General features: G+C 72.6%; 20 protein-coding genes. 13 read left to right on the top strand and 7 right to left on the bottom strand.

The features are described 5' to 3' along the window. The first annotated feature begins 173 nt into the window (after nucleotides 1–173). Nucleotides 174–1517, top strand: coding sequence for an FAD-dependent oxidoreductase (locus IEJ02_RS13530; protein ID WP_191065064.1), 1344 nt, complete (start codon nucleotides 174–176; stop codon nucleotides 1515–1517). 202 nt (nucleotides 1518–1719) lie between these two features. Beyond that, entirely contained in the window at nucleotides 1720–3108 is a 1389-nt protein-coding gene (locus IEJ02_RS13525; protein WP_191065063.1) for a nucleobase:cation symporter-2 family protein, read from the top strand. Here IEJ02_RS13525 and IEJ02_RS13520 read toward each other — a convergent pair. Continuing rightward, a complete protein-coding gene (locus IEJ02_RS13520; RefSeq protein WP_317985788.1) occupies nucleotides 3022–3435 on the bottom strand; it encodes an ArsR/SmtB family transcription factor in 414 nt (137 codons plus the stop codon). The two genes, IEJ02_RS13525 and IEJ02_RS13520, sit on opposite strands and share 87 nt — an antisense overlap. Before the next feature lie 289 nt (nucleotides 3436–3724). Next, nucleotides 3725–4804: an NADH:flavin oxidoreductase/NADH oxidase gene (locus tag IEJ02_RS13515; RefSeq protein ID WP_191065062.1), complete on the bottom strand. Its 1080-nt coding sequence runs from the start codon at nucleotides 4802–4804 to the stop codon at nucleotides 3725–3727. A gap of 244 nt (nucleotides 4805–5048) precedes the next feature. On the opposite strand from IEJ02_RS13515, the gene IEJ02_RS13510 reads away from it, so the two are divergent. The 5 genes from IEJ02_RS13510 (at nucleotide 5049) to IEJ02_RS13490 (ending at nucleotide 10291) form a co-directional block, all read left to right on the top strand. Next, complete coding sequence (locus IEJ02_RS13510) at nucleotides 5049–6134, top strand: WD40/YVTN/BNR-like repeat-containing protein (protein WP_191065061.1); 1086 nt, start codon at nucleotides 5049–5051, stop codon at nucleotides 6132–6134. Between the two features lie 98 nt (nucleotides 6135–6232). After that, nucleotides 6233–6910 carry a uracil-DNA glycosylase gene (locus IEJ02_RS13505; RefSeq protein WP_191065060.1) on the top strand — a complete coding sequence of 226 codons (678 nt, stop codon included), beginning with the start codon at nucleotides 6233–6235 and terminating at the stop codon, nucleotides 6908–6910. A gap of 39 nt (nucleotides 6911–6949) precedes the next feature. Beyond that, entirely contained in the window at nucleotides 6950–7774 is an 825-nt protein-coding gene (locus IEJ02_RS13500) for an LURP-one-related family protein (RefSeq protein WP_137976798.1), read from the top strand. A 43-nt stretch (nucleotides 7775–7817) separates the two neighbouring features. Next, a complete protein-coding gene (locus IEJ02_RS13495) occupies nucleotides 7818–8978 on the top strand; it encodes an N-acetylglucosamine kinase (RefSeq protein WP_370467034.1) in 1161 nt (386 codons plus the stop codon). 314 nt (nucleotides 8979–9292) lie between these two features. Further along, complete coding sequence (locus IEJ02_RS13490) at nucleotides 9293–10291, top strand: sirohydrochlorin chelatase (RefSeq protein WP_137976799.1); 999 nt, start codon at nucleotides 9293–9295, stop codon at nucleotides 10289–10291. Between the two features lie 115 nt (nucleotides 10292–10406). On the opposite strand, the gene IEJ02_RS13485 is transcribed toward IEJ02_RS13490, so the two are convergent. Continuing rightward, entirely contained in the window at nucleotides 10407–11441 is a 1035-nt protein-coding gene (locus IEJ02_RS13485) for a lactonase family protein (protein ID WP_191065059.1), read from the bottom strand. A 131-nt stretch (nucleotides 11442–11572) separates the two neighbouring features. On the opposite strand from IEJ02_RS13485, the gene IEJ02_RS13480 reads away from it, so the two are divergent. Together IEJ02_RS13480 and IEJ02_RS13475 are read left to right on the top strand one after the other, a co-directional pair. Beyond that, entirely contained in the window at nucleotides 11573–12253 is a 681-nt protein-coding gene (locus IEJ02_RS13480) for an HAD family hydrolase (RefSeq protein WP_191065058.1), read from the top strand. A 116-nt stretch (nucleotides 12254–12369) separates the two neighbouring features. Continuing rightward, a complete protein-coding gene (locus IEJ02_RS13475; protein WP_191065057.1) occupies nucleotides 12370–13311 on the top strand; it encodes a D-alanyl-D-alanine carboxypeptidase family protein in 942 nt (313 codons plus the stop codon). Nucleotides 13312–13382: 71 nt separating this feature from the next. On the opposite strand, the gene IEJ02_RS13470 is transcribed toward IEJ02_RS13475, so the two are convergent. Further along, the gene (locus tag IEJ02_RS13470; protein ID WP_191065056.1) at nucleotides 13383–14801 is read right to left on the bottom strand and encodes a DUF1996 domain-containing protein; all 1419 of its coding nucleotides are present in this window, start codon (nucleotides 14799–14801) and stop codon (nucleotides 13383–13385) included. A gap of 359 nt (nucleotides 14802–15160) precedes the next feature. Between IEJ02_RS13470 and dacB the strand changes: the two genes are divergently transcribed. Continuing rightward, nucleotides 15161–16456 (top strand): D-alanyl-D-alanine carboxypeptidase/D-alanyl-D-alanine endopeptidase, encoded by a 1296-nt coding sequence (dacB, locus tag IEJ02_RS13465; RefSeq protein WP_223863740.1) that lies wholly within the window; start codon nucleotides 15161–15163, stop codon nucleotides 16454–16456. Nucleotides 16457–16530: 74 nt separating this feature from the next. Here the strand turns inward: dacB and IEJ02_RS13460 are convergent, their stop codons facing one another. Both IEJ02_RS13460 and IEJ02_RS13455 read right to left on the bottom strand, forming a co-directional pair. Then, nucleotides 16531–17196: a response regulator transcription factor gene (locus IEJ02_RS13460; RefSeq protein ID WP_191065054.1), complete on the bottom strand. Its 666-nt coding sequence runs from the start codon at nucleotides 17194–17196 to the stop codon at nucleotides 16531–16533. Beyond that, nucleotides 17169–18431, bottom strand: a complete 1263-nt coding sequence (locus tag IEJ02_RS13455) for a sensor histidine kinase (RefSeq protein WP_191065095.1) — start codon at nucleotides 18429–18431, stop codon at nucleotides 17169–17171. Before IEJ02_RS13455 ends, IEJ02_RS13460 begins: the two co-directional genes overlap by 28 nt. A 203-nt stretch (nucleotides 18432–18634) precedes the next feature. On the opposite strand from IEJ02_RS13455, the gene IEJ02_RS13450 reads away from it, so the two are divergent. Beyond that, a complete protein-coding gene (locus IEJ02_RS13450) occupies nucleotides 18635–19372 on the top strand; it encodes an ABC transporter ATP-binding protein (RefSeq protein ID WP_191065094.1) in 738 nt (245 codons plus the stop codon). Continuing rightward, nucleotides 19366–21861, top strand: a complete 2496-nt coding sequence (locus IEJ02_RS13445) for an ABC transporter permease (protein ID WP_191065053.1) — start codon at nucleotides 19366–19368, stop codon at nucleotides 21859–21861. Before IEJ02_RS13450 ends, IEJ02_RS13445 begins: the two co-directional genes overlap by 7 nt. A gap of 55 nt (nucleotides 21862–21916) precedes the next feature. Here the strand turns inward: IEJ02_RS13445 and IEJ02_RS13440 are convergent, their stop codons facing one another. Then, complete coding sequence (locus IEJ02_RS13440; protein ID WP_137976805.1) at nucleotides 21917–22336, bottom strand: YjbQ family protein; 420 nt, start codon at nucleotides 22334–22336, stop codon at nucleotides 21917–21919. Nucleotides 22337–22437: 101 nt separating this feature from the next. Between IEJ02_RS13440 and IEJ02_RS50760 the strand changes: the two genes are divergently transcribed. Further along, nucleotides 22438–22521: a putative leader peptide gene (locus tag IEJ02_RS50760; RefSeq protein WP_350203233.1), complete on the top strand. Its 84-nt coding sequence runs from the start codon at nucleotides 22438–22440 to the stop codon at nucleotides 22519–22521. Nucleotides 22522–22574: the final 53 nt, after the last annotated feature.

The following is a 22574-nucleotide window of genomic DNA, read 5'->3' as shown; positions in this document are numbered from 1 at the left end:
GGACCGGCTTCGAGCCGCGCTCGCGGCGCGGTCGCGGCGCGGTCGCGGCGCGGTCGCGGGCCCGTGGACCGGCGGCCGGGCGGTGTCACCCGGGCCGGCCCCTCGGCGCGTAGTGCCGGACAGGGCGCCCCACCGGGTGGGATGCTGGAGACATCCTGCGGAAGGAGCTCCTCGTGCTTCGCGTCGCGGTCATCGGTTCCGGGCCGAGCGGGGTGTACGCCGCCCAAGCGCTCGTCCAGCAGCAGGCCGTCCCCGAGGTGTCGGTGCATGTGCTGGACCGGCTGCCCTGTCCGTACGGGCTGGTGCGCTACGGTGTCGCGCCCGACCACGAGAAGATCAAGTCCCTGCAGAACACACTGCGCGCGGTCCTGGAGCACCCCCGGGTCAGCTTCCTCGGCAATGTGCAGGTGGGCCCGCCCCCGCTGGTGCCCGAGCGGCTGCTGGGGCTCTACCACGCGGTGGTCTACTGCGTGGGCGCGGCCACCGACCGGCGGCTCGGCGTTCCGGGCGAGGAGCTGCCGGGCAGCTTTTCCGCGACCGAGTTCGTCTCCTGGTACAGCGCCCATCCGGACGCGACCGTCGACGCCTTCGCGCTCGGGGCGAGTTCCGCCGTCGTGATCGGGGTGGGCAATGTCGCGGTGGACGTGGCGCGCATCCTGGCCCGTGGGGCGGAGGAGCTGAGGCCCACCGATGTGCCGCACGCCGCCCTCGGGGCGCTGTCCGAGAGCCGGGTCTCGGACATCCACATGGTCGGCAGGCGCGGGCCGTCGCAGGCGAAGTTCACCACCAAGGAGCTGCGGGAGCTGGGCGCGCTGACCGGCGCCGAGGTGCTGGTGCGCCCCGAGGAGCTGTCGCTGGACCCGGCGTACGAGGACCCGTCGGGGCTGCCGGGGATCAACCGGCGCAATGTCGAGGTGCTGCGCGACTGGGCGCGCCGCGAGCCCACGGGCCGCCCGCGCCGGATCCATCTGCGGTTCTTCCTCAAGCCGGTGGCGCTGCTCGGCGAGGGCGCGGTGCGCGCGGTGCGCTTCGAGCGGACCGCGCCGGACGGGCGCGGCGGGGTGGCGGGCACCGGGGTGTTCGAGGACATCGAGGCGCCGTTGGTGCTGCGGTCGGTGGGCTACCGGGGGGTGCCGCTGCCGGGGCTGCCGTTCGACGAGGAGCGCGGCACGGTCCCCAACGCGGCGGGACGGGTGCTGCGCGGCGGTGAGCCCTCGCCCGGGGAGTACGTGGCCGGGTGGATCAAGCGCGGCCCGACCGGAGTGATCGGCACCAACCGGCCGTGTGCGAAGGAGACCGTGGCCTCGCTGCTGGCCGACGCGGACGCGCTCGCCGCCCGCCCGGTGGTGGCGGATCCGCTGCGCGCGCTGCGCGAGGCGGGGGTGGAGCCGGTGGAGTGGACCGGCTGGCTGCGGATCGAGGCGGCCGAGGAGGCGCTGGGCGAGGCGCTGGGGCGTACGAAGGTGAAGATCCCGGACTGGACGGGGCTGCTGGGCGCGGCGCGCGGGCGGGAGTGATCCGGGCCGGGCGAGCCTCGGCTTCCACCGGCCGGCCGCGGGGTCCGTGCGGTCCATGGGGTTGCCGCAAGACGGCAAGTCCGCGCGGTCCATGGGGTTGACACAGGGCGGCAACACCCCTGAAATCAACAGATTGTTTAAGTCTTCTACGGTCGCCTCACCCCGATCCGCCGCCCAACCACGCGCCGCGCGAGGAGCCGCCATGACGTCCGTACGCCATCCCGTGGACGAGGTGCCGCCGCCCGGCCGGCTCGCCGCCTTCGGACTCCAGCATGTGCTGGCCATGTACGCGGGCGCGGTGGCCGTGCCCCTGATCGTCGGCGGGGCGATGAAGCTGTCCCCCGCCGATCTGGCGTATCTCATCAACGCCGATCTGCTGCTGTGCGGTATCGCCACGGTCCTCCAGTGCGTGGGGCTGTGGCGGTTCGGCGTCCGGCTGCCGATCATGCAGGGCTGCACCTTCGCGGCGGTCACCCCCATGGTGCTGATCGGCACGGAGGGCGGCGGGCTGCCGGCGATCTACGGCTCGGTGATCGTGGCCGGGGTGGCGATGATCGTGCTGGCGCCGGTCTTCGGGCGGCTGCTGCGGTTCTTCCCGCCGCTGGTGACCGGCACGGTGATACTGGTCATCGGCCTTTCGCTGCTGCCGGTCGCGGGCAACTGGGCGGCGGGCGGCCAGGGCGCGCCGGACTTCGGCGCGCCGAAGAACCTGGGCCTGGCCGCCGGGGTGCTGGTCCTCGTCCTGGCCGTGCAGCGCTTCGCGCCCGGATTCCTCGGCCGGGTGGCGGTGCTGGTGGGGATCGTGGCCGGGACGGCGGCCGCGATACCCCTGGGCCTCACCGACTTCTCCGGGGTGGGCGACGCCCACTGGGTCGGCGTCTCCACCCCGTTCCACTTCGGCGCCCCTGCGTTCGAGGCCCCGGCCGTGGTGTCCATGCTGGTCGTCGCGCTGGTGACGATGACCGAGACCACCGGCGACTTCATCGCGGTGGGCGAGCTGACCGAGCGCCCGGTCGACGGGCGGCGGCTGGCGGACGGGCTGCGCGCGGACGGCGCCGCGACCGTGCTCGGCGGGGTCTTCAACACCTTCCCGTACACCGCCTTCGCGCAGAACGTCGGCCTGGTGGGGATGACCCGGGTGCGCAGCCGCTGGGTGGTGGCGGCCGCGGGCGGCCTGCTGGTGCTGCTCGGGCTGGCCCCGAAGCTGGGCGCGGTGGTGGCGGCGATCCCGGCCCCGGTGCTGGGCGGTGCGGGCCTGGTGATGTTCGGTACGGTCGCGGCGAGCGGGCTGCGCACACTGGCCGGGGTGGACTTCCGGGACAACCACAACCTGACGGTGGTGGCGGTCTCGGTCGCCGTGGGGCTGCTGCCGGTGGGTGTGCCGGGGATCTACAAGGAGTTCCCGGACTGGTTCCAGACGGTGATGGACAGCGGGATCAGCGCCGGGTGCGTCACCGCGATCGCGCTGAACCTGCTCTTCAACCACGTGCCCGGCGGACGGACTTCAGCCCCGGTCGCCGCCGAGGCGCCCCTCCTGGAGGGCCGCGGCGGCGAGGACACTGTCGAGCAGTCCGGGGAACAGCGCGTCTAGGTCGGCGCGGCGCAGCGCGTTCATCTTGGCGGTGCCCCGGTAGATCTGGTGGATCACCCCGCATTCGCGCAGCACCCGGAAGTGGTGGGTGGTGGTGGACTTGCTGACCGGCAGGTCGAAGACCGAACAGGACAGCTCGCAGGTCTCCTCCTCCTCGGCGAGCGTCCGCACCACCCGCATCCGCATGGGGTCGGAGAGCGCGTGCAGCACATCCTCGAGGCGGATCGCCTCGCGCCGCGGATGCTCCAGCGAGCGCCCGGACGCCTGGGGCTGGGACGACGCCTGCGGCTGGGACTGGGGCGCGGTCGGCGTGGTCTGCGTCTGCACGGCTGCTCCTCATCGCCTTGTTCCGGGACCTCCAGTGTAGTTTGACGATCGCCGTACTACGTCAGCTCGAACTACGCGAGGCCCCGGGGTGGGACGGCGACGGCGTTCGGGGGCTCAGCAGGTCGGAGGAAGTCCGCTCTGGCTCGACAACGCCCCGAAGGGGCGCGGGGCTGTGTCGATGTGCGGCTCCGCCGCGCGGCTGTGTCGATATGCGGCTCCGCCGCGTGGGACCGGCCACGACGGCGCCGCAGACGGCCGACGACGCATCGCGGCACTTCCAGCGGAGCGCTTAGCGGACCGCGCGGTGGTACTGGTCCGGGTTGTGCACCTGACCGCCCAGTTCGGCCGCCGCACGGCGGGCGAAGTAGGGGTCACGGAGCAGCTCGCGGCCCAGCAGCACGGCGTCCGCCTCGCCATTGGTGACGATCTTCTCGGCCTGCTCCGCCTCGGTGATCAGCCCGACCGCGGCCACCGGCAGCCCGGTCTCCCGGCGCACCCGCGCGGCGAACGGCACCTGGTAGCCCGGCTCCACCGGAATGCGCACACCGGCGGCGTTGCCTCCGCTGGAGACGTCGAGGAGGTCCACGCCGTGGTCCTTCAGCAGGGCGGCGAGCCGGACGGTGTCGTCCAGGGTCCAGCCGTTCTCCTCCAGCCAGTCGGTGGCGGAGATGCGGAAGAACAGCGGCAGCTCGTCCGGCCAGACCGCGCGGACCGCGTCGACGACCTCCAGGGCGAAGCGGACGCGGTTCTCGAAGGAGCCGCCGTAGCCGTCGGTGCGGTGGTTGCTGTGCGGGGAGAGGAACTCGCCGATGAGGTAGCCGTGGGCGCCGTGGATCTCGGCCACCTCGAAACCGGCCGCGAGCGCGCGCCGCGCGGCGTCCGCGAACTGGCGGACGATCTCACCGATCCGCGCCTCGGACAGCTCGTCCGGCACCGGATGGCCCTCGTCGAACGGGACCGGGCTCGGCCCCAGCGGCTGCCAGCCCCGCTGGTCGGCGCCGAGCGGGGCACCGCCCCTCCAGGGAGCGTCGGTGGACGCCTTACGGCCGGCATGGGCGAGCTGGATGCCCGGGACGGTGCCCTGCCCCTTGAGGAAGTCGACGATCTTCACGAACGCCTCGACCTGGGTGTCGTTCCAGATGCCGAGGTCTCCGGGGCTGATGCGGCCCTCGGGGGACACGGCCGTCGCCTCGACCAGGATCAGCCCGGTGCCGCCGGCGGCACGGGCGCCGTAGTGGACGAAGTGCCAGTCGTGCGGAACCCCGGCGCCCTTGTCCGGGTCCGCGCAGTACTGGCACATGGGCGACATCCAGAGGCGGTTGGGGATGGTCAGCGACCGCAGGGTGAAGGGGTCGAAGAGGGCACTCATGAACGTCTCCGTTTCTCCTCGTGGGGTCCGGCCGGACCACCGCCTAATACGGTAACCATCGTAGTACGACGATCGTCAAATTACGAAGCCTCTCGTACGACGCGCATGACCTCCCGTGGCGCGTGAGCCCTCGGGTGACGCGGCTGCTTCCGGGCCGTTGTCAGTGGGTGGGTGCAGACTCTGTGATGACGGACACATCCATCCGTTCCGCCGTCCCGTCTCGCACTCCAAGGAGTGAGCCGTCATGAACGATGTCCTGCTCGCCATCGGCACCCGCAAGGGTCTCTTCCTCGGCCGCCCCGGCGGCGGGGGCTGGGACTTCACCGGCCCCCACTTCCCCATGCAGGCGGTGTACTCCGTCGGCATCGACACCCGGGGCGACCGCCCCCGGCTGCTGGCCGGGGCGGACAGCTCGCACTGGGGCCCCTCGGTCTTCCGCTCCGACGACCTCGGGGCGAGCTGGCACGAGCCCGCCAGGCCCGCGGTGAAGTTCCCCGAGGGCACCGACACCTCGCTGGAGCGGGTGTGGCAGCTGGAGCCCGCCGGGGCCGACGCGCCGGGGGTGGTCTACGCGGGCACCCAGCCGGGCGCGCTGTTCCGCTCCGAGGACGGCGGGGAGACCTTCGCGTTCGTCCGCAGCCTGTGGGACCACCCCCAGCGGCCGGAGTGGGGCGAGGGGTTCGGCGGGCAGGCCGTGCACACGGTCATCACCGATCCCAGGGACCCGCGGGCGCTCATGGTCGCCGTGTCCTCCGGTGGGGTGTACCGCTCCGCGGACGGCGGGGAGAGCTGGGCGCCGTCCAACAGCGGGCTCAGGGCGGATTTCCTGCCGGATCAGTATCCCGAGTTCGGGCAGTGCGTCCACAAGATCGCCCGGGATCCGGTCGACCTCGACCGGCTCTATCTCCAGAACCACGGCGGGGTGTACCGCAGCGACGACGGCGGGGCGCACTGGGCGGAGATCGGCGAGGGCCTCCCGGCGGACTTCGGCTTCGCGGTCGCCGTCCATCCGCGCCGGAGCGGCGTCGCGTACGTCTTCCCGGCCACCGACGGCTCGGACCGCTACCCCCCGGGCTACCGCTGCCGGGTGTTCCGCACCGAGGACGCGGGCGCCAGCTGGGAGGAGCGGTGCGCCGGACTGCCGGGCGAGCCCCACTACGGGGTGGTGCTGAGAGACGCGCTGCGCACCGATGACGCCGATCCGGCCGGGGTCTACTTCGGCAATCGCAACGGCGAGGTGTACGCGAGCGCCGACGAGGGCGAGAGCTGGCGGCAGATCGCCCGCCATCTCCCCGATGTGCTGTGCGTCCGGGCCGCGGTGATCGACTGAGAGTGACCGCGGTGATCGTGAGGGCGATCGCCGTGATCGGCTGAGAGTGATCGTGAGGTGGCACGCGGGCACCCGCTGAGCCACTAGAGTGACGCGGTGTGGCAGCACGACCCTTGAATGACATTGTGGAAGCGGGCTGGGCCAAGGCACTCGAGCCCGTCGAGGAACGCATCGCGGCGATGGGCGACTTCCTGCGGGCCGAGATCGCGGCAGGCCGCACCTATCTGCCCGCCGGGCCGAATGTGCTGCGCGCCTTCCAGCAGCCCTTCGACGAGGTGAAGGTGCTGATCGTGGGTCAGGACCCGTATCCCACCCCCGGACACGCGGTGGGGCTCAGCTTCTCGGTGGCGCCCGAGGTGCGTCCGCTGCCCGGCAGCCTGGAGAACATCTACCGCGAGCTGCACACCGACCTCGGGCTGCCGCGCCCGTCCAACGGCGATCTGACGCCCTGGACCCAGCAGGGCGTGCTGCTGCTCAACAAGGCGCTCACCACGGCCCCGCGCCGCCCCGCCGCCCACCGCGGCAAGGGCTGGGAGGAGGTCACCGAGCAGGCCATCCGGGCGCTGGCCGGGCGCGGCCGCCCCCTGGTGGCCATCCTGTGGGGCCGCGACGCCCGTAACGTACGGCCGCTGCTGGGCAGCCTTCCGGCGGTCGAGTCCGCGCACCCCTCCCCCATGTCCGCCGACCGCGGATTCTTCGGCTCCCGTCCCTTCAGCCGCGCCAATGAGCTGCTGGCACAGCAGGGGGCGCAGCCCGTCGACTGGCGCCTTCCCTGACCCCATCGTTCCAGGTGGGCGAGGGGTAGTCTGCCCGCCATGACATCACCTACGAACACCCCCGCGGGCTGGTACGCCGACCCGCAGGGCACGCCGAACCAGCTGCGCTGGTGGGACGGCGCACAGTGGACCGCCCATACGCACGCGGGCCAGCCCGGACAGCCCCCGCCGCAGCAGCAGGCCGCCCCGCCCAACCCCAACCCCGGCAAGGTCCAGCACCAGGTGCAGCAGCAGGCGCATGTGGGGCCGACGGCGGGCGGCGGCGGCACGCTGTTCACCGAACCGGTGCTGGTGGTGAACCAGAAGGCCAAGCTGATCGAGCTCACCAATGAGTACAGCGTCTTCGACCAGCACGGGCGCACCATCGGTTCGGTGGTCCAGGTCGGCCAGAGCACGCTGAAGAAGGTCGCGCGGTTCGTCTCGAGCCTCGACCAGTTCATGACGCACCGGCTGGAGATCCGGGACGCCGGCGGGCAGCCGCATCTGGTGCTCACCCGGCCCGCGAAGTTCGTGAAGTCCAAGGTGCTGGTGACCCGTCCGGACGGACAGCCGGTCGGTGAGATCGTCCAGCAGAACGTCTTCGGCAAGATCAACTTCGGCATCCACGTCAACGGCCAGCAGGTCGGCGCCATCAAGGCGGAGAACTGGCGGGCCTGGAACTTCGCCATCGTCGACCACACGGACACCGAGGTCGCCCGGATCACCAAGACCTGGGAGGGCCTGGCGAAGACGATGTTCACGACGGCGGACAACTACGTCCTCCAGATCCACCGCCAGCTGCCCGATCCGCTGCTGAGCCTCGTGATCGCCACGGCCCTCACCGTGGACACGGCGCTCAAGCAGGACTCGCGCGGATTCGGCTGAGCCGGTGGCCGACGACACGGTGCCCGACGCCGCGGCGACGCATGTGCTCGGGATCGATTCGGGCGGCTCCGGCGTACGGGTGGGGGTGGCCCGCGCGGACGCCTACGGCGGCTCCGCCGCGGAGGACCCACTGGCCGGGTCCCCGCCGCTTACCTCGTCCTCGCCGATGAGGTGGTCCTCGCCGCTGAGGTCGTCCTCGCCACCGCTGACGTGGTCCTCGTCCACGCCCGCGGTCGTCGGCGACCGGGGCATCGACGCGGAGGACCTGCTGGCCCGGGTCCTGCCCGCCGCCCGGGAGCTGCTGCGCGAAGCCGGGGCCCGGCGCCTCGGTGCGATCTGCGTCGGCGCGACGGGCATGGCCACGCTCGGCGACGACCTGCGCGCCAGGCTCCCGGACGCGCTCGCCGACGCCTTGGGCGTACGGCGACTCGCCCTCGCGGCGGACGCGGTGACCGCGTACGCCGGGGCGTTGGGCCAGCGCCCCGGCGCGGTGGTCGCGGCGGGGACGGGGCTGATCGCGCTGGGGGCGGTGCCGGAGGGAGCCGCGGAGGGCTCGGGCGGCGCGGGCGGCGTGCCCGTCACAGGCGGTGCGTCCAGCACGGACGCCGCCTCCGATACCGACGCCACGGCCCCAGGCGGGGACACCCGCTGGACCGCCACCGGCTGGCGGCGTGCCGACGGATGGGGCCATCTGCTGGGCGACTGCGGCGGCGGTGCGTGGATCGGCCGGGCGGGCCTGGAGGCGGCGATGCGCGCGTACGACGGGCGCGACGGCGGCTCGAAGCCGCTGCTGGCCCGCCTGGAGGCCGTGTTCGGCCCCGCGACCGGGCTGCCGGGGAAGCTGTATCCGCGCCCCGACCGCCCCGCCGTCCTGGCCTCCTTCGCCCCCGAGGTGGGCCGGTGCGCCGCCGAGGACCCGGTCGCGGAGGCGATCCTGCGGACCGCCGCCCGCCATGTCGCCGAGGCCGCCGAGGCGGTCTGCCCCCGGCTGGAGTCGAGCGAGGTGGCGCTCACCGGCGGGCTGTTCCGCATGGGCGCGCCGCTGCTGACGCCCGTGCGCGAGGAGCTGGCGGCGCGGCTGCCCGGGGTCAGGGTCACCGAGGCGGCCGGGGATCCGCTGGACGGGGCGCTGTGCGTCGCGGCGGCGCTGGCGGCGGACGAACTGCGGCTGCCACGGGACCCGGCGCTGCTCAGCGTCGTCTGAGCCCACGCCCCGTACGGAAAATACGGAAAACGAGACGCGTACGACGCGGGGCCCCGACACGGGACACCGACGCGGGAGGCCCGACACGGACGCCGACACGGGACGCCGACACAGGTGTCCCAAACGGGCGCCCACACGCGTCCACCCATATCGAACGCCATGACCGACCATTCCGGACACATGGCTGATTCTTCGACCAAGTATGGCCGCTGAGCGCACATCAACACACAACACCGGTCGACAAAGCAGGACAGATGCCCCCAGTCACCCCCTCCCGAACAGCCGAGCCCATTGAGCGACTAACATGCGGCGCCATGAGCTCCCCCACAGGGCCCGCGTCCGGCCTGCCTGTACGAATGCCGCGTCCCCGCCAGCCCGGACGGCACCGCCGACCGGAGCCCGCCGCCGTACCCCTCGGCGCGCCTCCGCTGGTGCTGGCCGTCCCCGGTGCGCCGAATGACGGTGCCCGGCGCCTGGCCGAGGAGCTTCTGAGCATCGCCCGCTCCGAGATGCCGGGGCTCGACGCCCAGATCGGCTTCCTGGACGGGGACGGCGAGGAGTTCCCGCAGCTCGAGGCCGTGCTCACGCGCGCCGCCCAGCAGAACCCCGAGCGTCTGCGGCAGGCGGCCGAGGCCGCCAAGGCCCTCGCCGACGAGGCGGCGGAGGCGATCGCCGCGGCCGAGGCCGCGGGCGAGGTCGTCGACGAGGTCCCGCCCGTCCCCACGGTGCCCACGGACGGCCCGGCGGCCGTCGTGGTCCCGCTGCTCGCGGGCCCGGACAACGCCCAGCTGCGCCGCATACGCCAGGCCGTCATGAGCAGCGGCTCGGCGGCCGAACTCACCGATGTCCTCGGCCCGCATCCGCTGCTCGCCGAGGCCCTGCACGTACGTCTGTCGGAGGCGGGCCTGGCCCGCGCCGACCGCGCCCGCCTCTTCACGGTCGCGACCGCCGCGGACGGCATCATCCTCGCCACGGTGGGCGGCGAGGAGGCGGCCCAGGCCGGTGGCATCACCGGCATGCTGCTCTCCGCGCGCCTCGCGGTGCCGGTGATGGCCGCCGCGCTGGACGAGGACGGGGCCGTCCTCCGCGTCGCCGAGCAGCTGCGCTCGGCCGGCTCCGCGCGGCTCGCCCTCGCGCCGTACCTCATCGGGCCGGAGGTCTCCACGGAGCTGATCTCGGCGGCGGCCGAGGAGGCGGGCTGCTCGGCGGCCGAGGCGCTGGGCGACTACCCGGCCGTGGGCAAGCTGGCGCTGTCGAAGTACGCGGCGGCGCTGGGCATCACGCTCCAGCAGGCCTCGCCGGTGATGCGCTGACGCGACGGACGACGGCACAACGGACGACGAGCGACGACGTAGCAACGGACGACGTAGCGGGGGCGGTGACCACCAAGGTCACCGCCCCCACTCACATCCGCCACGCCGCCCATGCTCACCCGAAGACCACACAGGACGCCGCCGGGGCCGGAACCGAACCCGCACGACGCGGCACCCCGCTCGAGGGGTCGATGTCGAACCAGGTGACATCGCCCGAGCGCTCATTGGACACGTAGAGCCGTCGTCCCGACGGGCCGAGCGTCAGATCGCGGGGCCAGTGGCCGCCGCAGGGCGTGGTGGCGACCAGCTCCATGCGGTCGCCCGCCGCATCGAGGGCGAGCGTCGCGATGCTGTCGTGGCCGCGGTTGGCGGCCCATACGAAGCGGCCGTCCCCGGAGACCACGACCTCGGCGGGGTAGGTCTCGACGTCCGTGCCCTCGGGCACCAGACGGGTCTCTCCCAGCGGTTCCAGAACGCCGGACGACGCGTCCCATCGGCAGGCCGTGATCGTCGGATCGAGCTCGTTGATGACATACGCGCGGTCGCCCCGCGGATGGAACGCCAGATGGCGCGGGCCGCTCCCCGGACGCAGCCGGACCTCACGATGCGGACGCGGCCCGGGCAGCGCGTACACCCGCACCGCGTCGATCCCCAGGTCCACGGCCAGCAACCAGCCGCCCGACGGATCGACCGCCACGGCATGAGCATGCGGCCCCCGCTGCCGCTCCGGATGCGGCCCACTGCCCTCGTGCCGCAACACGGCCACCGGCTCCCCGAGCCGGCCGTCCTCCAGCACCGGCAGCGCCGTGACGCTGCCGGACCCGTAGTTGGCCGTCAGCAGCTGCCCACCGGCGAGCGCCAGATGAGTAGGCGCCGCACCGCCCACCGGCACGACCTCCCCGACCAACGAGGGCGGATCCTGCCCGACATCCAGAGCGGCGGCCGCCCCGTCATCGGTCTCACTCACCGCGTACAGCACACGCCCACCGGGCGCGAGCGCCAGATAGGACGGATTGACGACCACATCCGTGGAGTTCCGGATCCGCAGCGCCCCCGTCTCGTCATCGACATCGGCGACGGTGACCCCGGCGCCACCCGCCGAGGTGAACGACCCGATGTACGCCCGCCACCCACTCCCTGTCACACCCACCGCACTCCCCTTCCGCCGACTCCGGTTCGGTATCCGCTCGGGGCCGACGCTAACAGAGCGGTCTAGACCAGCCGCCGCTACACCGCGGAGTTCCGGCGATGGCGCGAGCGAAGTCTTGGCATGCTGTCCTCATGACTACCATGCCCGCCGTGATCTTCGACCTGGACGGCACGCTCGTGGACAGCGAGCCCCTTTACTACGAGGCGGGGAGGCGGACCCTGGAGCGGTTCGGGGTCGTCGGCTTCAGTTGGGAGGAGCACACGCAGTTCATCGGGATCGGGACCCGCGAGACGCTGGAGACGCTGCGCGAGCGGTACGGCATCGAGGCGCCCGTGGAGGAGCTGCTGGCCGTCAAGAACCGGCACTATCTGGAGCTGGCGGCCACGACCGAGATCTTTCCCCGGATGCGGGCCTTCGTGGAGCGGCTGAGGGCCGCCGGGCACCCGCTGGTCGTGGCCTCCGGCTCGTCCCGTTCCGCGATCGAGACCGCGCTCAAGGCCACCGGGCTTGACGCGCTGCTGCCGGTCTATGTGTCCGCGGAGGACGTGGGCCGTGGCAAGCCGGAGCCGGATGTGTTCCTGGCCGCGGCGCGGCTGCTGGCCGTCGATCCGGGGCAGTGTGTGGTGGTCGAGGACGCCGGTCCCGGCGTGGAGGCGGCGCGGCGGGCCGGGATGCGGTGTATCGCCGTGCCGTACGCGGGCGGACCGTCTCCGGACGGGGAGCTGTTCGCCTCGGCGGGGCTGCTCTTCCGGGGCGGGCAGCCGGAGTTCGACGACCGGCGGGCCTATGAGTGGGCCACCAGCGGAAGTTGACCGCCCCTGCGGCCGGTTGTGGTCGGCACCCCGGACCGCGGTCACCATCCCTCCAGTGAGACGATGCGCGCATGCCCGGACATTCACCGGCATGTCACAGGAGAGACGGAGGGCGTATGGAAAGACGTGGGGGCAAGGCGATCCGCCGCTGGGGGACGGCGGTCATCGCCTCGGCGGCTGCCTTGGCGGTCGCCGTGCCGACGGGCGCCGCTCAGGCCACCGAGGCCGCGCGCGGGCCGTCGGGAGTCAGCGCCAAGGGCGCGTATCTGCTGGACAACGGCACCAACAAGCAGCTGTGGGCCAAGGCGGCGGACACCAAGCGGCCGATGGCGAGCACCACGAAGCTCATGACGGCGATGGTGGTGCTCGACAGCCGGGGGCTGAATCTCAACAAGAAGGTCTCCGTCAAACAGTCGTACATCGACTACACCGCGCGCGTCGGTGGCAGCAAGGCGGACCTGCAGAAGGGGGACAAGCTCACGGTCAAGCAGCTGCTGTACGGGCTGCTGCTGCCGTCCGGCTGTGACGCGGCCATGGCGCTCGCCGACACGTTCGGCACGGGTGACACCACCGCCAAGCGCACCAAGTCGTTCATCGCGCAGATGAACAAGAAGGCGTCCGCGCTGGGGATGACCAAGACCCACTACGACACCTTCGACGGCATCTCGGAGGGGGGACAGAACTACACCACGCCGCGCGACATGGCCAAGCTGGCCAGGCACGCGCTGCGCAACGCCACCCTCGGCACGGTCGTCAAGTCCGTCGACACCATCCAGAAGGCCCCGGCCGCCAACGGCAGGACCAGGACCTACTACTGGAACAACACCAACCGGCTGCTGGGCTCGTACAGCGGCGCGATCGGCATCAAGACGGGCACCGGCACCGCGCCCGGCAGGTGCCTGGTCTTCGCCGCGAAGCGGGACGGACGCACCGTCGTCGGTGTGATCCTCAACGCGCCCAAGCGCTACCCGGACGCGAAGAAGATGCTCGACTGGGCCTTCCGCGCCAACACCAAGGTGACGTGGCGGCAGCTGCCCAAGGGCACGCCCCAGGACTGAACCACACGTGAGCGGTGCCCCGGCCGGACCTGAAGTCCGGCCGGGGCACCGGGCCTTGCGGGCGGCGGCCGTCAGCCGCACTTACGCCCGGTGTTGATGCACTTCACGGCCTTCTTCATCAGCGAGTCGGACATCACGTTGATGAAGTCGCCGTGGTCGGTCACCGGCTTGTGCAGCTGCTCGGGGAAGCTGTCGACCGCGAAGAGCGAGCCGGGTGCGACCTTGTAGGTGATCCGCTGGATCAGCTGCGGAATGGCCTTGAACCCCTTGGCGCACGCGCCGCCTGCGTCCGCGAACGCCACATGGGTGCGGTGGTTGGCGCTGTCGGCGTTCTTGCCGTCCCAGCAGCTCTGGAACTTGAACGTACGGACCACCTTGCTGCCCTTCGGGCAGAGCGGGTACTTGTCCTTCAGCTGCCGGTTCTCGAAGCCGGTGCAGCTCCAGGAGGCGTTGGCGTTGGCCGTGCCGTTGGTGAAGGCCTTGGCGTCGCCGGTGATGATGCGCAGGAACTTGGGCATCGCCACGACCTTGGACACCGCGCTGCCGCGGAAGGTGATCGACGCGGTGGTCGGCCGCAGGATCCGCCCGATGTTGCCCTCGGTGCCGCCGCCGGGCGCGTCGGCGTCCACCTCCTTCGTCCCGTCCTGGAGCCGCAGGACCGGCCAGTAGTGGGTGGATCGGTCGCCGTTGGTGCAGGTGGTCCCGGCGGCGGCGAGGCCGTCGTTGGTGGAGAAGGCGTCGGTGTCGCGGTTGCCGACGTAGTCGTGCATGTGGTGGGCACCGTTGGACACACCGGGGGCGACGATCACGTTGTCCGAGTTGAAGTGCTTGTTCTCATTGCGTCCGCAGCGCGAGGAGAAGGTGCCGCGGGAGGCGTTGCCCCGCGTGCGGGGGTTCTTGACGTTCGGCTTCACCTTGCGGATGTCCACGAAGTCCGCCCGCACCGGGCCGGACTGCGCCTGGCCGCCCGCGGCCGGAGCGGCGGGGGCGGCCGTTCCCGCGGCGGGGGTGGCGCCGGCCGACGCGGCGACGGGGTTGGGCGCTTCCTGTACGGTGCACGACGCCAGCGTGTCCAGGCCGGACGGGCGGCTCGCCACCCGGCCGATCTCGTTCCCGATGCGGTTCAGCGCGCCACGCCGCTGGGCGGTCAGCGGCTCCAGCACCCGGGTGCGCACCCAGTCCCGGTCGGCGCCGGGGCCGCGCGCGGCCAACTGCTTGTAGGCGTCGGCCACTTGGCTGTCCATCGTGGCCAGTTCCTTGTCCACGGCGGGCCGGGCCCGCTGCGGCACACTCGCCAGACGGGTCGTGGCGTCCGGGCACTTGACGGTCATCGCCGTCCGCGCCGACGCCTGCTGTCCGGCCGACTGGCGGGCGGCGGAAGCATCGTTGTCGGTCATCAGGAGAGCCCCGCCACCCACGGCCAGTGCGGTCACTCCGACCACGGTCAGCCCGATGACCCTGGATCGCTTGTGTCTCTTCTTGTTCCTCATCCTTCGCCCCTCATCGGCAGTCTTCATACGCCGGGGACGCCTTGCCCTCGGCCACGTCGGAGCGCGCACCCTCACCCGTCCCCGGAGTGGAGGGCACAGCCCGACACCGATGGATACGGACGGCGAGGCGATCGTTCTCAACGGTGGTCGCAACATCTCGTAGTAACCGGAGGAGTCGGTGCGGTGAGGTATCTCCGCGTCGGCTTCACCACATGTCCACGAACCGACGGGACGAAGGTGATCGGCCACGGCTAAAGTAAGTGCTTCGTTTCACCACCCCCCATGTCCCTCTACGCGCCCCGGAGCCCCCCATGTCCAGCGCGACCTCGTCCCAAGGGCGTCATCGCAAAGCCAAGCCCATGAGCCTCGCCGTCCGCCGCGCGTTCATCGTCGCGGCCGTCCCGGTCACGGGCGCCCTGCTGTCCGCTCCGTCGGCGCTCGCCGCCGACAAGAGCACCAAGACCACCACGACGGCCCAGGCCGTGGCCGCCGACGGACTGGACCCCGCCGAGCAGCGGATCGCGGAGAACCTCAACACCCGCGCGCAGAACCCGAGTCTCGGCGACACCTTCAGCGGCATCGTGCTGGACTCCGCGTCCGACAAGGTCATCTGGGGGCATGACGCCGACACCGCGCTGATGCCCGCGTCCAACGCCAAGCTGGCCACCGCCACGGCGGCGCTGACCGTGCTCGGCCCCGAGCACCGGTTCACCACCAAGGTGGTCTACGGCGACGGCACGCTCACCCTCATCGGCGGCGGCGACCGCATGCTGACCACCGCCGATCTCACCGAGCTCGCCAAGACGGCCGCCGCCGGGGTGAAGCTCGGGGGCCTGGACTCGGTGAAGGTCCGCGTCGACGACAGCCTCTTCGCCGAGCCGACCCTCGCCACCGGCTGGAACGACTCCTACTACGACGACCAGGTGTCGCCGGTGCGCTCCCTGGTGGTGGACGGCAAGCTCTCCGCGGACACCTCCATCGACGCGGGCAAGGTCTTCGCCCGGCAACTCGCCGACCAGGGCGTCACCGTGGACGGCGAGGTCACCCGCGGCACGGCCTCGGCCACGGACGTCCCGGTGGGACAGCACCTGTCCCCCACGCTGTCCGAGACGGTCAAGAAGATGCTCAAGAAGAGCGACAACGACATCGCCGAGACGGTGCTGCGCATGACCGCGCTCGGCGCGGGCAGGCCCGCCACCTTCGAGGACGGGACGGCCGTGGTGCGGGACGTCCTCAGCCGGCACTACGGGGTCTCGATGGCCAACTTCGAGATCCACGACGGCAGCGGGCTCTCCCGCGCGGACCGCGTCCCGGCGCGTACCGTGGCGGACATCCTCGACCTGCTCACCGATCCGCGCCACCGCGGCCTGCTGCGCTCCATCGACGAGGGCCTGCCGGTGGCGGGCGAGGCGGGCAGCACCCTGGGCCCCGAGTGGGGCCGCTTCGACACCCCGGACTCGCAGTGCGCCGTGGGCCAGGTCAAGGCCAAGACGGGCACGCTGACCGGCGCCATCGCGCTCAGCGGCCTGACGAAGGCGGAGGACGGCCGGTGGAAGGTCTTCTCCTTCATCGAGAACCAGTCCTCCGCCGACCCTGCCGCCACCAAGGACACCCTCGACGGCCTGGCCGCCACGGTCAACGGCTGCTGGGCGTAGCCGGACCGCGAGGTCGTCCGGGTCGGCGACCGGGAAGTTCGCGAACGCGGTGACCGACCTGGCGGCCGAGCGCTTCAAGGAGACGCCCGCAGGTAGGCGAGGACCGCCAGTACCCTGCGGTGTGTCTCCTCCGCCGGAGGGAGGTCCAGCTTGGTGAGGATGCTGCCGATGTGCTTGCCCACGGCCGCCTCGGACACGACCAGTTCACGGGCGATGGCACCGTTCGACTTGCCCTCCGCGATCAGCCCCAGCACCTCCCGCTCCCGCGCGGTGAGCCGTTCCAGCGGATCGCGGCGCCGGCGCAGCAGCTGGCGTACCACCTCGGGGTCGACGACGGTGCCGCCGTCCGCGACCTCGCACAGGGCGGCCACGAAGTCCGCCACCTGCCCGACCCGGTCCTTCAGCAGGTAGCCGACGCCCGTTCCGTCCCCGGAGTCCAGCAGCTCCGAGACGTACGTCCGCTGGACGTACTGGCTGAGGACCAGGACGGGCAGCGTGGGCCGCTTCTCGCGCAGCCGCACCGCCGCGTGCAGTCCCTCGTCCCTGAACCCCGGGGGCATGCGCACATCCGTCAGAACGATGTCGGGCGTGTGTTCCTCGACCGCGGCGAGCAGTGCGGGAGCGTCGCCGACGGCCGCGACGACGTCGTGGCCGCAGCGGCCGAGCAGGCCGATGAGCCCCTCCCGCAGCAGCACGCTGTCCTCGGCCAGTACTACGCGGAGCGGTCGGTCCGTACGCAAGGAATCTCCACACGCAACAGGGTCGGTCCGCCCGGCGGACTGGACAGGGAGATTCTGCCACCCAGCGCCGAAACCCGGTCCGCGAGTCCGGTCAGCCCGGTCCCGGCACCGGCGTCCGCACCGCCCCGGCCGTTGTCGCGCACCTGGAGGAACAGCCACCCCTCCCGGTGTCTTCCGCTCACCTCGGCGCGGCTCGCCGCACTGTGCCTGGCGATGTTGGCCAGGGCCTCGCGGACGACGAAGTACGCGGCGGCCTCGACCGCTTGGGGCAGCCGTCCGGACAGGGCCAGATCCACGTCCACGGGGATCGCGGAGCGGTCCGCGGCGTCGGCGACCGCCGCGGGGAGGCCGTGGTCCGACAGCACCTTGGGGTGGATGCCGCGGATGAGTTCGCGCAGCTCCGCGAGGACCTGGTCCGCCTCCTCCTGGGCCTTCGCGAGCTGATCGGCGACCGGCCCGGGAGGTGCGTCCAGGCGGGCCAGGCCGAGGGTCATCGTCAGTCCCACCAGCCGCTGCTGCGCCCCGTCGTGCAGATCGCGTTCGATGCGCCGCCGTTCCGCCTCGAAGGCGTCCACCAGCCGGAGGCGGGAACGGGTCAACTCGACGATCCGCGAGCCCAGTTCGTCCTCGCGCGGAGCGATCAGCAGACGTGTCAGCCCGGCCCGGGCACCCGCCACCACCCCCTGGGCATAGGCACCCAGCAGCAGGAGCACCACACCGAGGGCGGCGATACCGAAGGCCGTCGGCCAGGTGGTGACCGTCCACTGCTTGAGCACCTTCGTCTCCTGGCCCCCGCCGACCGTGGCCATCAGCAGCGGGGTCGCGACCACGGACAGCGGGCACAGCAGGGCGACGGCGACGACGAGCGCGTCGACCGGCCACAGCAGCACCGCGAACAGCAGGGCGTGGCCGAGTTCCCGCCACGTGGCCCGCTCCCTCACGCGCGTGGTCAGCCAGGACCACAGGCCATGGGCGAGGGGCGCCCGGTGCGGGTCCGGAGCGGGGTCCGCGTCGATCAGGCGCATCCGGTGCCGTTCCACCCAGGCCACCGGGATCCCGGCGAGAGCCGCGAGCACGAGCAGCGGGAGTCCGACCAGCACGAGGGCGAGAACGGCACCGGCCACCGCCGTGGCCACGATCACCACGAGCGCGACGGCACCGGTCACCGCTCCGGTGAGCAGGTATCCGGCGGAGCGCCACGGCCACGGCGACAGCAGGAAGCCCGGCCTGGACATGGCGTGCCACACGTTCCGCGGGTGCATGGTGATCACCGTAGAAGGCCCCGCTCCGCCGGTGCCATCGGGCCAGGGAGACCTTCGGGGGTATGCCTGGCCCTACCCCAGGTCTCGCCCCCGCCGTACTGCGGCGCGGCGCCCCCGCGCGGTTTCGTGAGGTCACCGAAGACAAGAGCCACGGCGACACCGCGGAGTGGGGACAGATGAACAACGACGTGATCCGGTTGCGTTCGGTCAGCAGACGCTATGGTTCCGACGATGGCGCGGTGACGGCGCTCGACGAGGTCTCGCTGTCGTTCCCCCGGGGAACGTTCACGGCCGTCATGGGCCCCTCGGGGTCCGGCAAGTCGACGCTGTTGCAGTGCGCCGCGGGGCTGGACCGCCCCACGTCGGGTTCGGTCACCGTGGCCGGGACCGAGCTGACGGGGCTGAGCGAGACCAGGCTGACCCTGCTGCGCCGCCGGCGCGTCGGGTTCGTGTTCCAGGCGTTCAACCTGCTGCCGTCCCTGACCACGGAGCAGAACGTGACACTGCCCCTGCGCCTCGCCGGCCACCGCCCCGCCAAGGCCCGGGTGCGCGAGGTGCTCCAGCAGGTCGGGCTCGCCGAGCGGGCGCGGCACCGGCCGGCGGAGCTGTCCGGTGGCCAGCAGCAGCGCGTCGCCCTGGCCCGCGCCCTGATCACCCGGCCCGATGTGCTCTTCGGCGACGAACCGACCGGTGCCCTCGACTCGCGGGCCGGCCGTGAGGTGCTGACGTTGCTGCGCGGCATGGTCGACGGCGAGGGCCGGACGATCGTCATGGTCACGCACGACCCGGTGGCCGCGTCCTGCGCCGACCGTGTGCTCTTCCTCGTCGACGGGCGGGTGAGCGGCGAGTTGGCCGGGGCCGGTGCCGACACCATCGCCGCGCACATGGCCACGTTGGAGGCCGTGCCGTGCTGAGCGTCGCCCTGCGCACCCTGCGCACCCGCTGGACCACCTTCACCGGCAGCTTCGTCGCCCTCGCGCTGGGCGTCGCGCTGACCGCGGTGATGGGACTGGCGCTCGCCTCGTCCCTGGACGCGCCCGGCCGCGGACCGGAGCGGTTCGCCGCCGCGCCGGTCGTGGTCAGGGGAGCCGACACCCTGCGGGTGGACACCTCGACCGGCGTCCAGGTCCGCAAGCTCGCACACCCGCGCGCCGTGCCCGTCGGGACCGTCGCGAAGCTGCGGAGGCTCGGCCCCGTCGTCGCGGACCGGACGTTCGCCGTACGGGCGCGGGGCGGGCCGGACGACCTGGTGGGGCACCCCTGGTCCACCGCCGCCTTCGCCCCGTACCGGATCGACGCGGGACGCCCGCCCCGCGCGGCCGACGAGGTCGTGGTCAGCGGGGACTGGGCGGGGCCGGGGAAACGCGTACGGACCGACCGCGGCACCGTGCGGGTCGTCGGAACCGTCGCGGGGCGCGGCTTCGAGAACGCCGTCTTCTATACCGACGCACGCGCCGCCCGACTGTCACCGCACAGCGTCCAACTCGTCGTGGACGCCGATCCGGCGGCTGTCCGCGAGGCGGTGCGCGGCAGCGGCAGCGACGGCGACGGCGACGGCGACGGCGACGGCGTCCAGGTCCTCACCGGGCAAGGACGCCGCCACGCCGACCCCGACCCGGACCGGGACCGCGACGCCCTCGCGGCGATGAACGCGATGTTCGGCACGGCGGGCGGTGTCGCCGCCTTCGTGTCGGTGTTCGTGGTGGCCTCCACCTTCGCGTTCGCGGTCGCCCAGCGGCGCCGGGAGTTCGGGCTGCTGCGCGTGGCGGGGGCGACTCCGGGCCAGATCCGCCGGATGGTGTTCGCCGAAGCGCTCGTGGTCGGGGTGTTCGCCTCGGCCACCGGCTGTCTGCTCGGCGCGTACGGCGCGCCACGGCTGGCCGACCGGGTGGTCGACGGTGGTCTCGCGCCGCGCTGGTTCACCATCGGCGACCACATCTGGCCGTACCACCTGGCCTTCTGGACGGGGCTGTCCGTCGCGCTGTGCGGTGCGGCGGCCGCGTCCTGGCGGGCGGGCCGCACCCGCCCCGCCCAGGCGCTGCGGGAGGCGTCCGCGGACAGCGGGCCGGGCAGGACGATGACCTGGGGCCGATGGCTGTCCGGCCTGGCCCTGCTGCTGACCGCCGCCGCGACGCTGTGCCTGAGCCTGCTCACGGACCCGGGCGACCTGCTGCACCGGAAGACCTATGTGAGCCGGCCGATGCCGCTGATCAGCGCGGTCGCGCTGCTCGCACCGGCGGCGGTGCGCCCGCTGACCCGGCTGATCGCCTGGCTCCCGGCCCGGCTGCCCGGTGCCGGCGGCATGCTGGTGCGGGAGAACGCGGCCGCCGGTGTGCGCCGCACCGCCGCGATCGCCGCGCCCGTACTGGTCACCGTCGCCCTCGCCGGTTCGCTCCTGGGCGCCACCGCGACGCTGAACCGGGCACGGGCCACCGAGACCCGTCAGCAGACGGCCGCCGACTTCGTCATCACCCCGGCCGGGGACGCGGGCTTCGACCCGGCGACGCTGCGCGGGCTGCGCGAGGTGCCCGGGGTCGAGGTGTCCGCGACCTCGACGAGCGCCGTGTATGTCCTGGAGGACGGCGTGTCGCTGGTGAAGTCCGAAGCCCGCGCCGCCGACCCGGGCCCGCTCGCCGCCACGTCCCGGTTGCCGATCGAGGCCGGGACGGCGAGCGATCTCGATGACGGCTCGATCATCGTCAATGGCGAGTGGCAGCGGCACACCGTGGGCGAGCGGGTGCGGGTGTGGCTCGGCGACGGCACCGAGAGGTCGCTGCGGATCGCCGCGGTGATGGCCACCGGCACCGGCGACAACGGCGTCTACGTCACCCCGCGCAACGCCCCGGGCGCGACCGTGGACCGGGTCGACATCGCCCTCGCGCACGGCGCCGACGCGGACGCCGCGGCCACCGGGCTGCGTGCGGCGGTGCGCACCACCGGCGGCCACGTCTTCACCAAGGACCAGTGGGTGAAGGCGAGTTACCCCGAGACCAACCGCACGACCCGGCTCGGCTTCCTGCTCGTCCTCGGCATCGCCCTCTTCTACACGGGCATCTCCGTGGCCAACACCATGGTCATGGCCACCTCCGACCGCGTCCGCGACCTGGCCGTCCTCCGCCTGGCCGGAGCCACCACCTGGCAGGTGCTGCGGCTGGTGGCCGCCGAGGCGCTGACGGTGGTCGCGGTCGGCGCGGCCCTGGGCCTCCTGGTCACCGGGCTCAACCTGGCGGGCATGTGGAGTGCCCTGGCCCTGCTGTCGGTGCGGACCACGGTCGACGTCCCCTGGGCGGCCATCGGCGTGGCCGTGGCCGCCTGCGCGGTACTCGCCGTGGTCTCGTCGGTCGCCCCCGCCGCGTTCGCCCTGCGCCGCCGGGCGGTGGCACTGGCGGGCTTGCGGGAGTGACCACGTCGGCTCGCGTCAGCCGACGTCAGCCCATGTCAGCCCGCGCCAGCCCATGTCAGCCCAGGAAGCTCAGCCGCACCTGGCGGTCGGGATTGTCCCGGTTGGTGTCGACCAGGCACACCGACTGCCAGGTGCCCAAGCCCAGCCTGCCGCCGATGACCGGGATGGTGGCGTGCGGGGGTACGAAGGCGGGGAGGACGTGGTCGCGGCCGTGGCCGGGGCTGCCGTGGCGGTGGCGCCAGCGGTCGTCGGCGGGGAGGAGGTCGCGGAGGGCGGAGAGCAGATCGGTGTCGCTGCCGGCGCCCGTCTCCAGGATCGCGATCCCGGCCGTGGCATGCGGGACGAAGACGTTGAGCAGGCCGTCGCCGCCGTCCGCCACCTCGCGCAGATACGCCTCGCAGTCGGCGGTGAGGTCGGCGACGGTCTCGGTGGATCCGGTGGTGACGCTGATGGTGTGGGTACGGAATGTGCTCATGGAACCATCCTGATACGCCGTCCCGTAAAACTCCCGCAACAAAGGTCCGAAGGGCAAGACACCGTTGACCGGTTCCGGACGTCCTCGCTAGCTTCGAGGGCATGTCTACGTCAGCCCTGCTCACCACGCGCGGTCATATCGACCTGCTGCGGGTGGCGTCCGCCGCGTGTCCCGGCCTCCGCTGACCCTTCTCCCCCTTCCCCGCCTCTCCTCCCCCTCGCCTCGGTCCCATTCCGCC

Source organism: Streptomyces sp. 5-10 (genome assembly GCF_014712245.1).
Taxonomy (GTDB): Bacteria; Actinomycetota; Actinomycetes; order Streptomycetales; family Streptomycetaceae; genus Streptomyces; species Streptomyces violaceusniger.
Note: the sequence above shows the minus strand (reverse complement) of the source record. Positions and strands in the feature narration are given on the sequence as shown.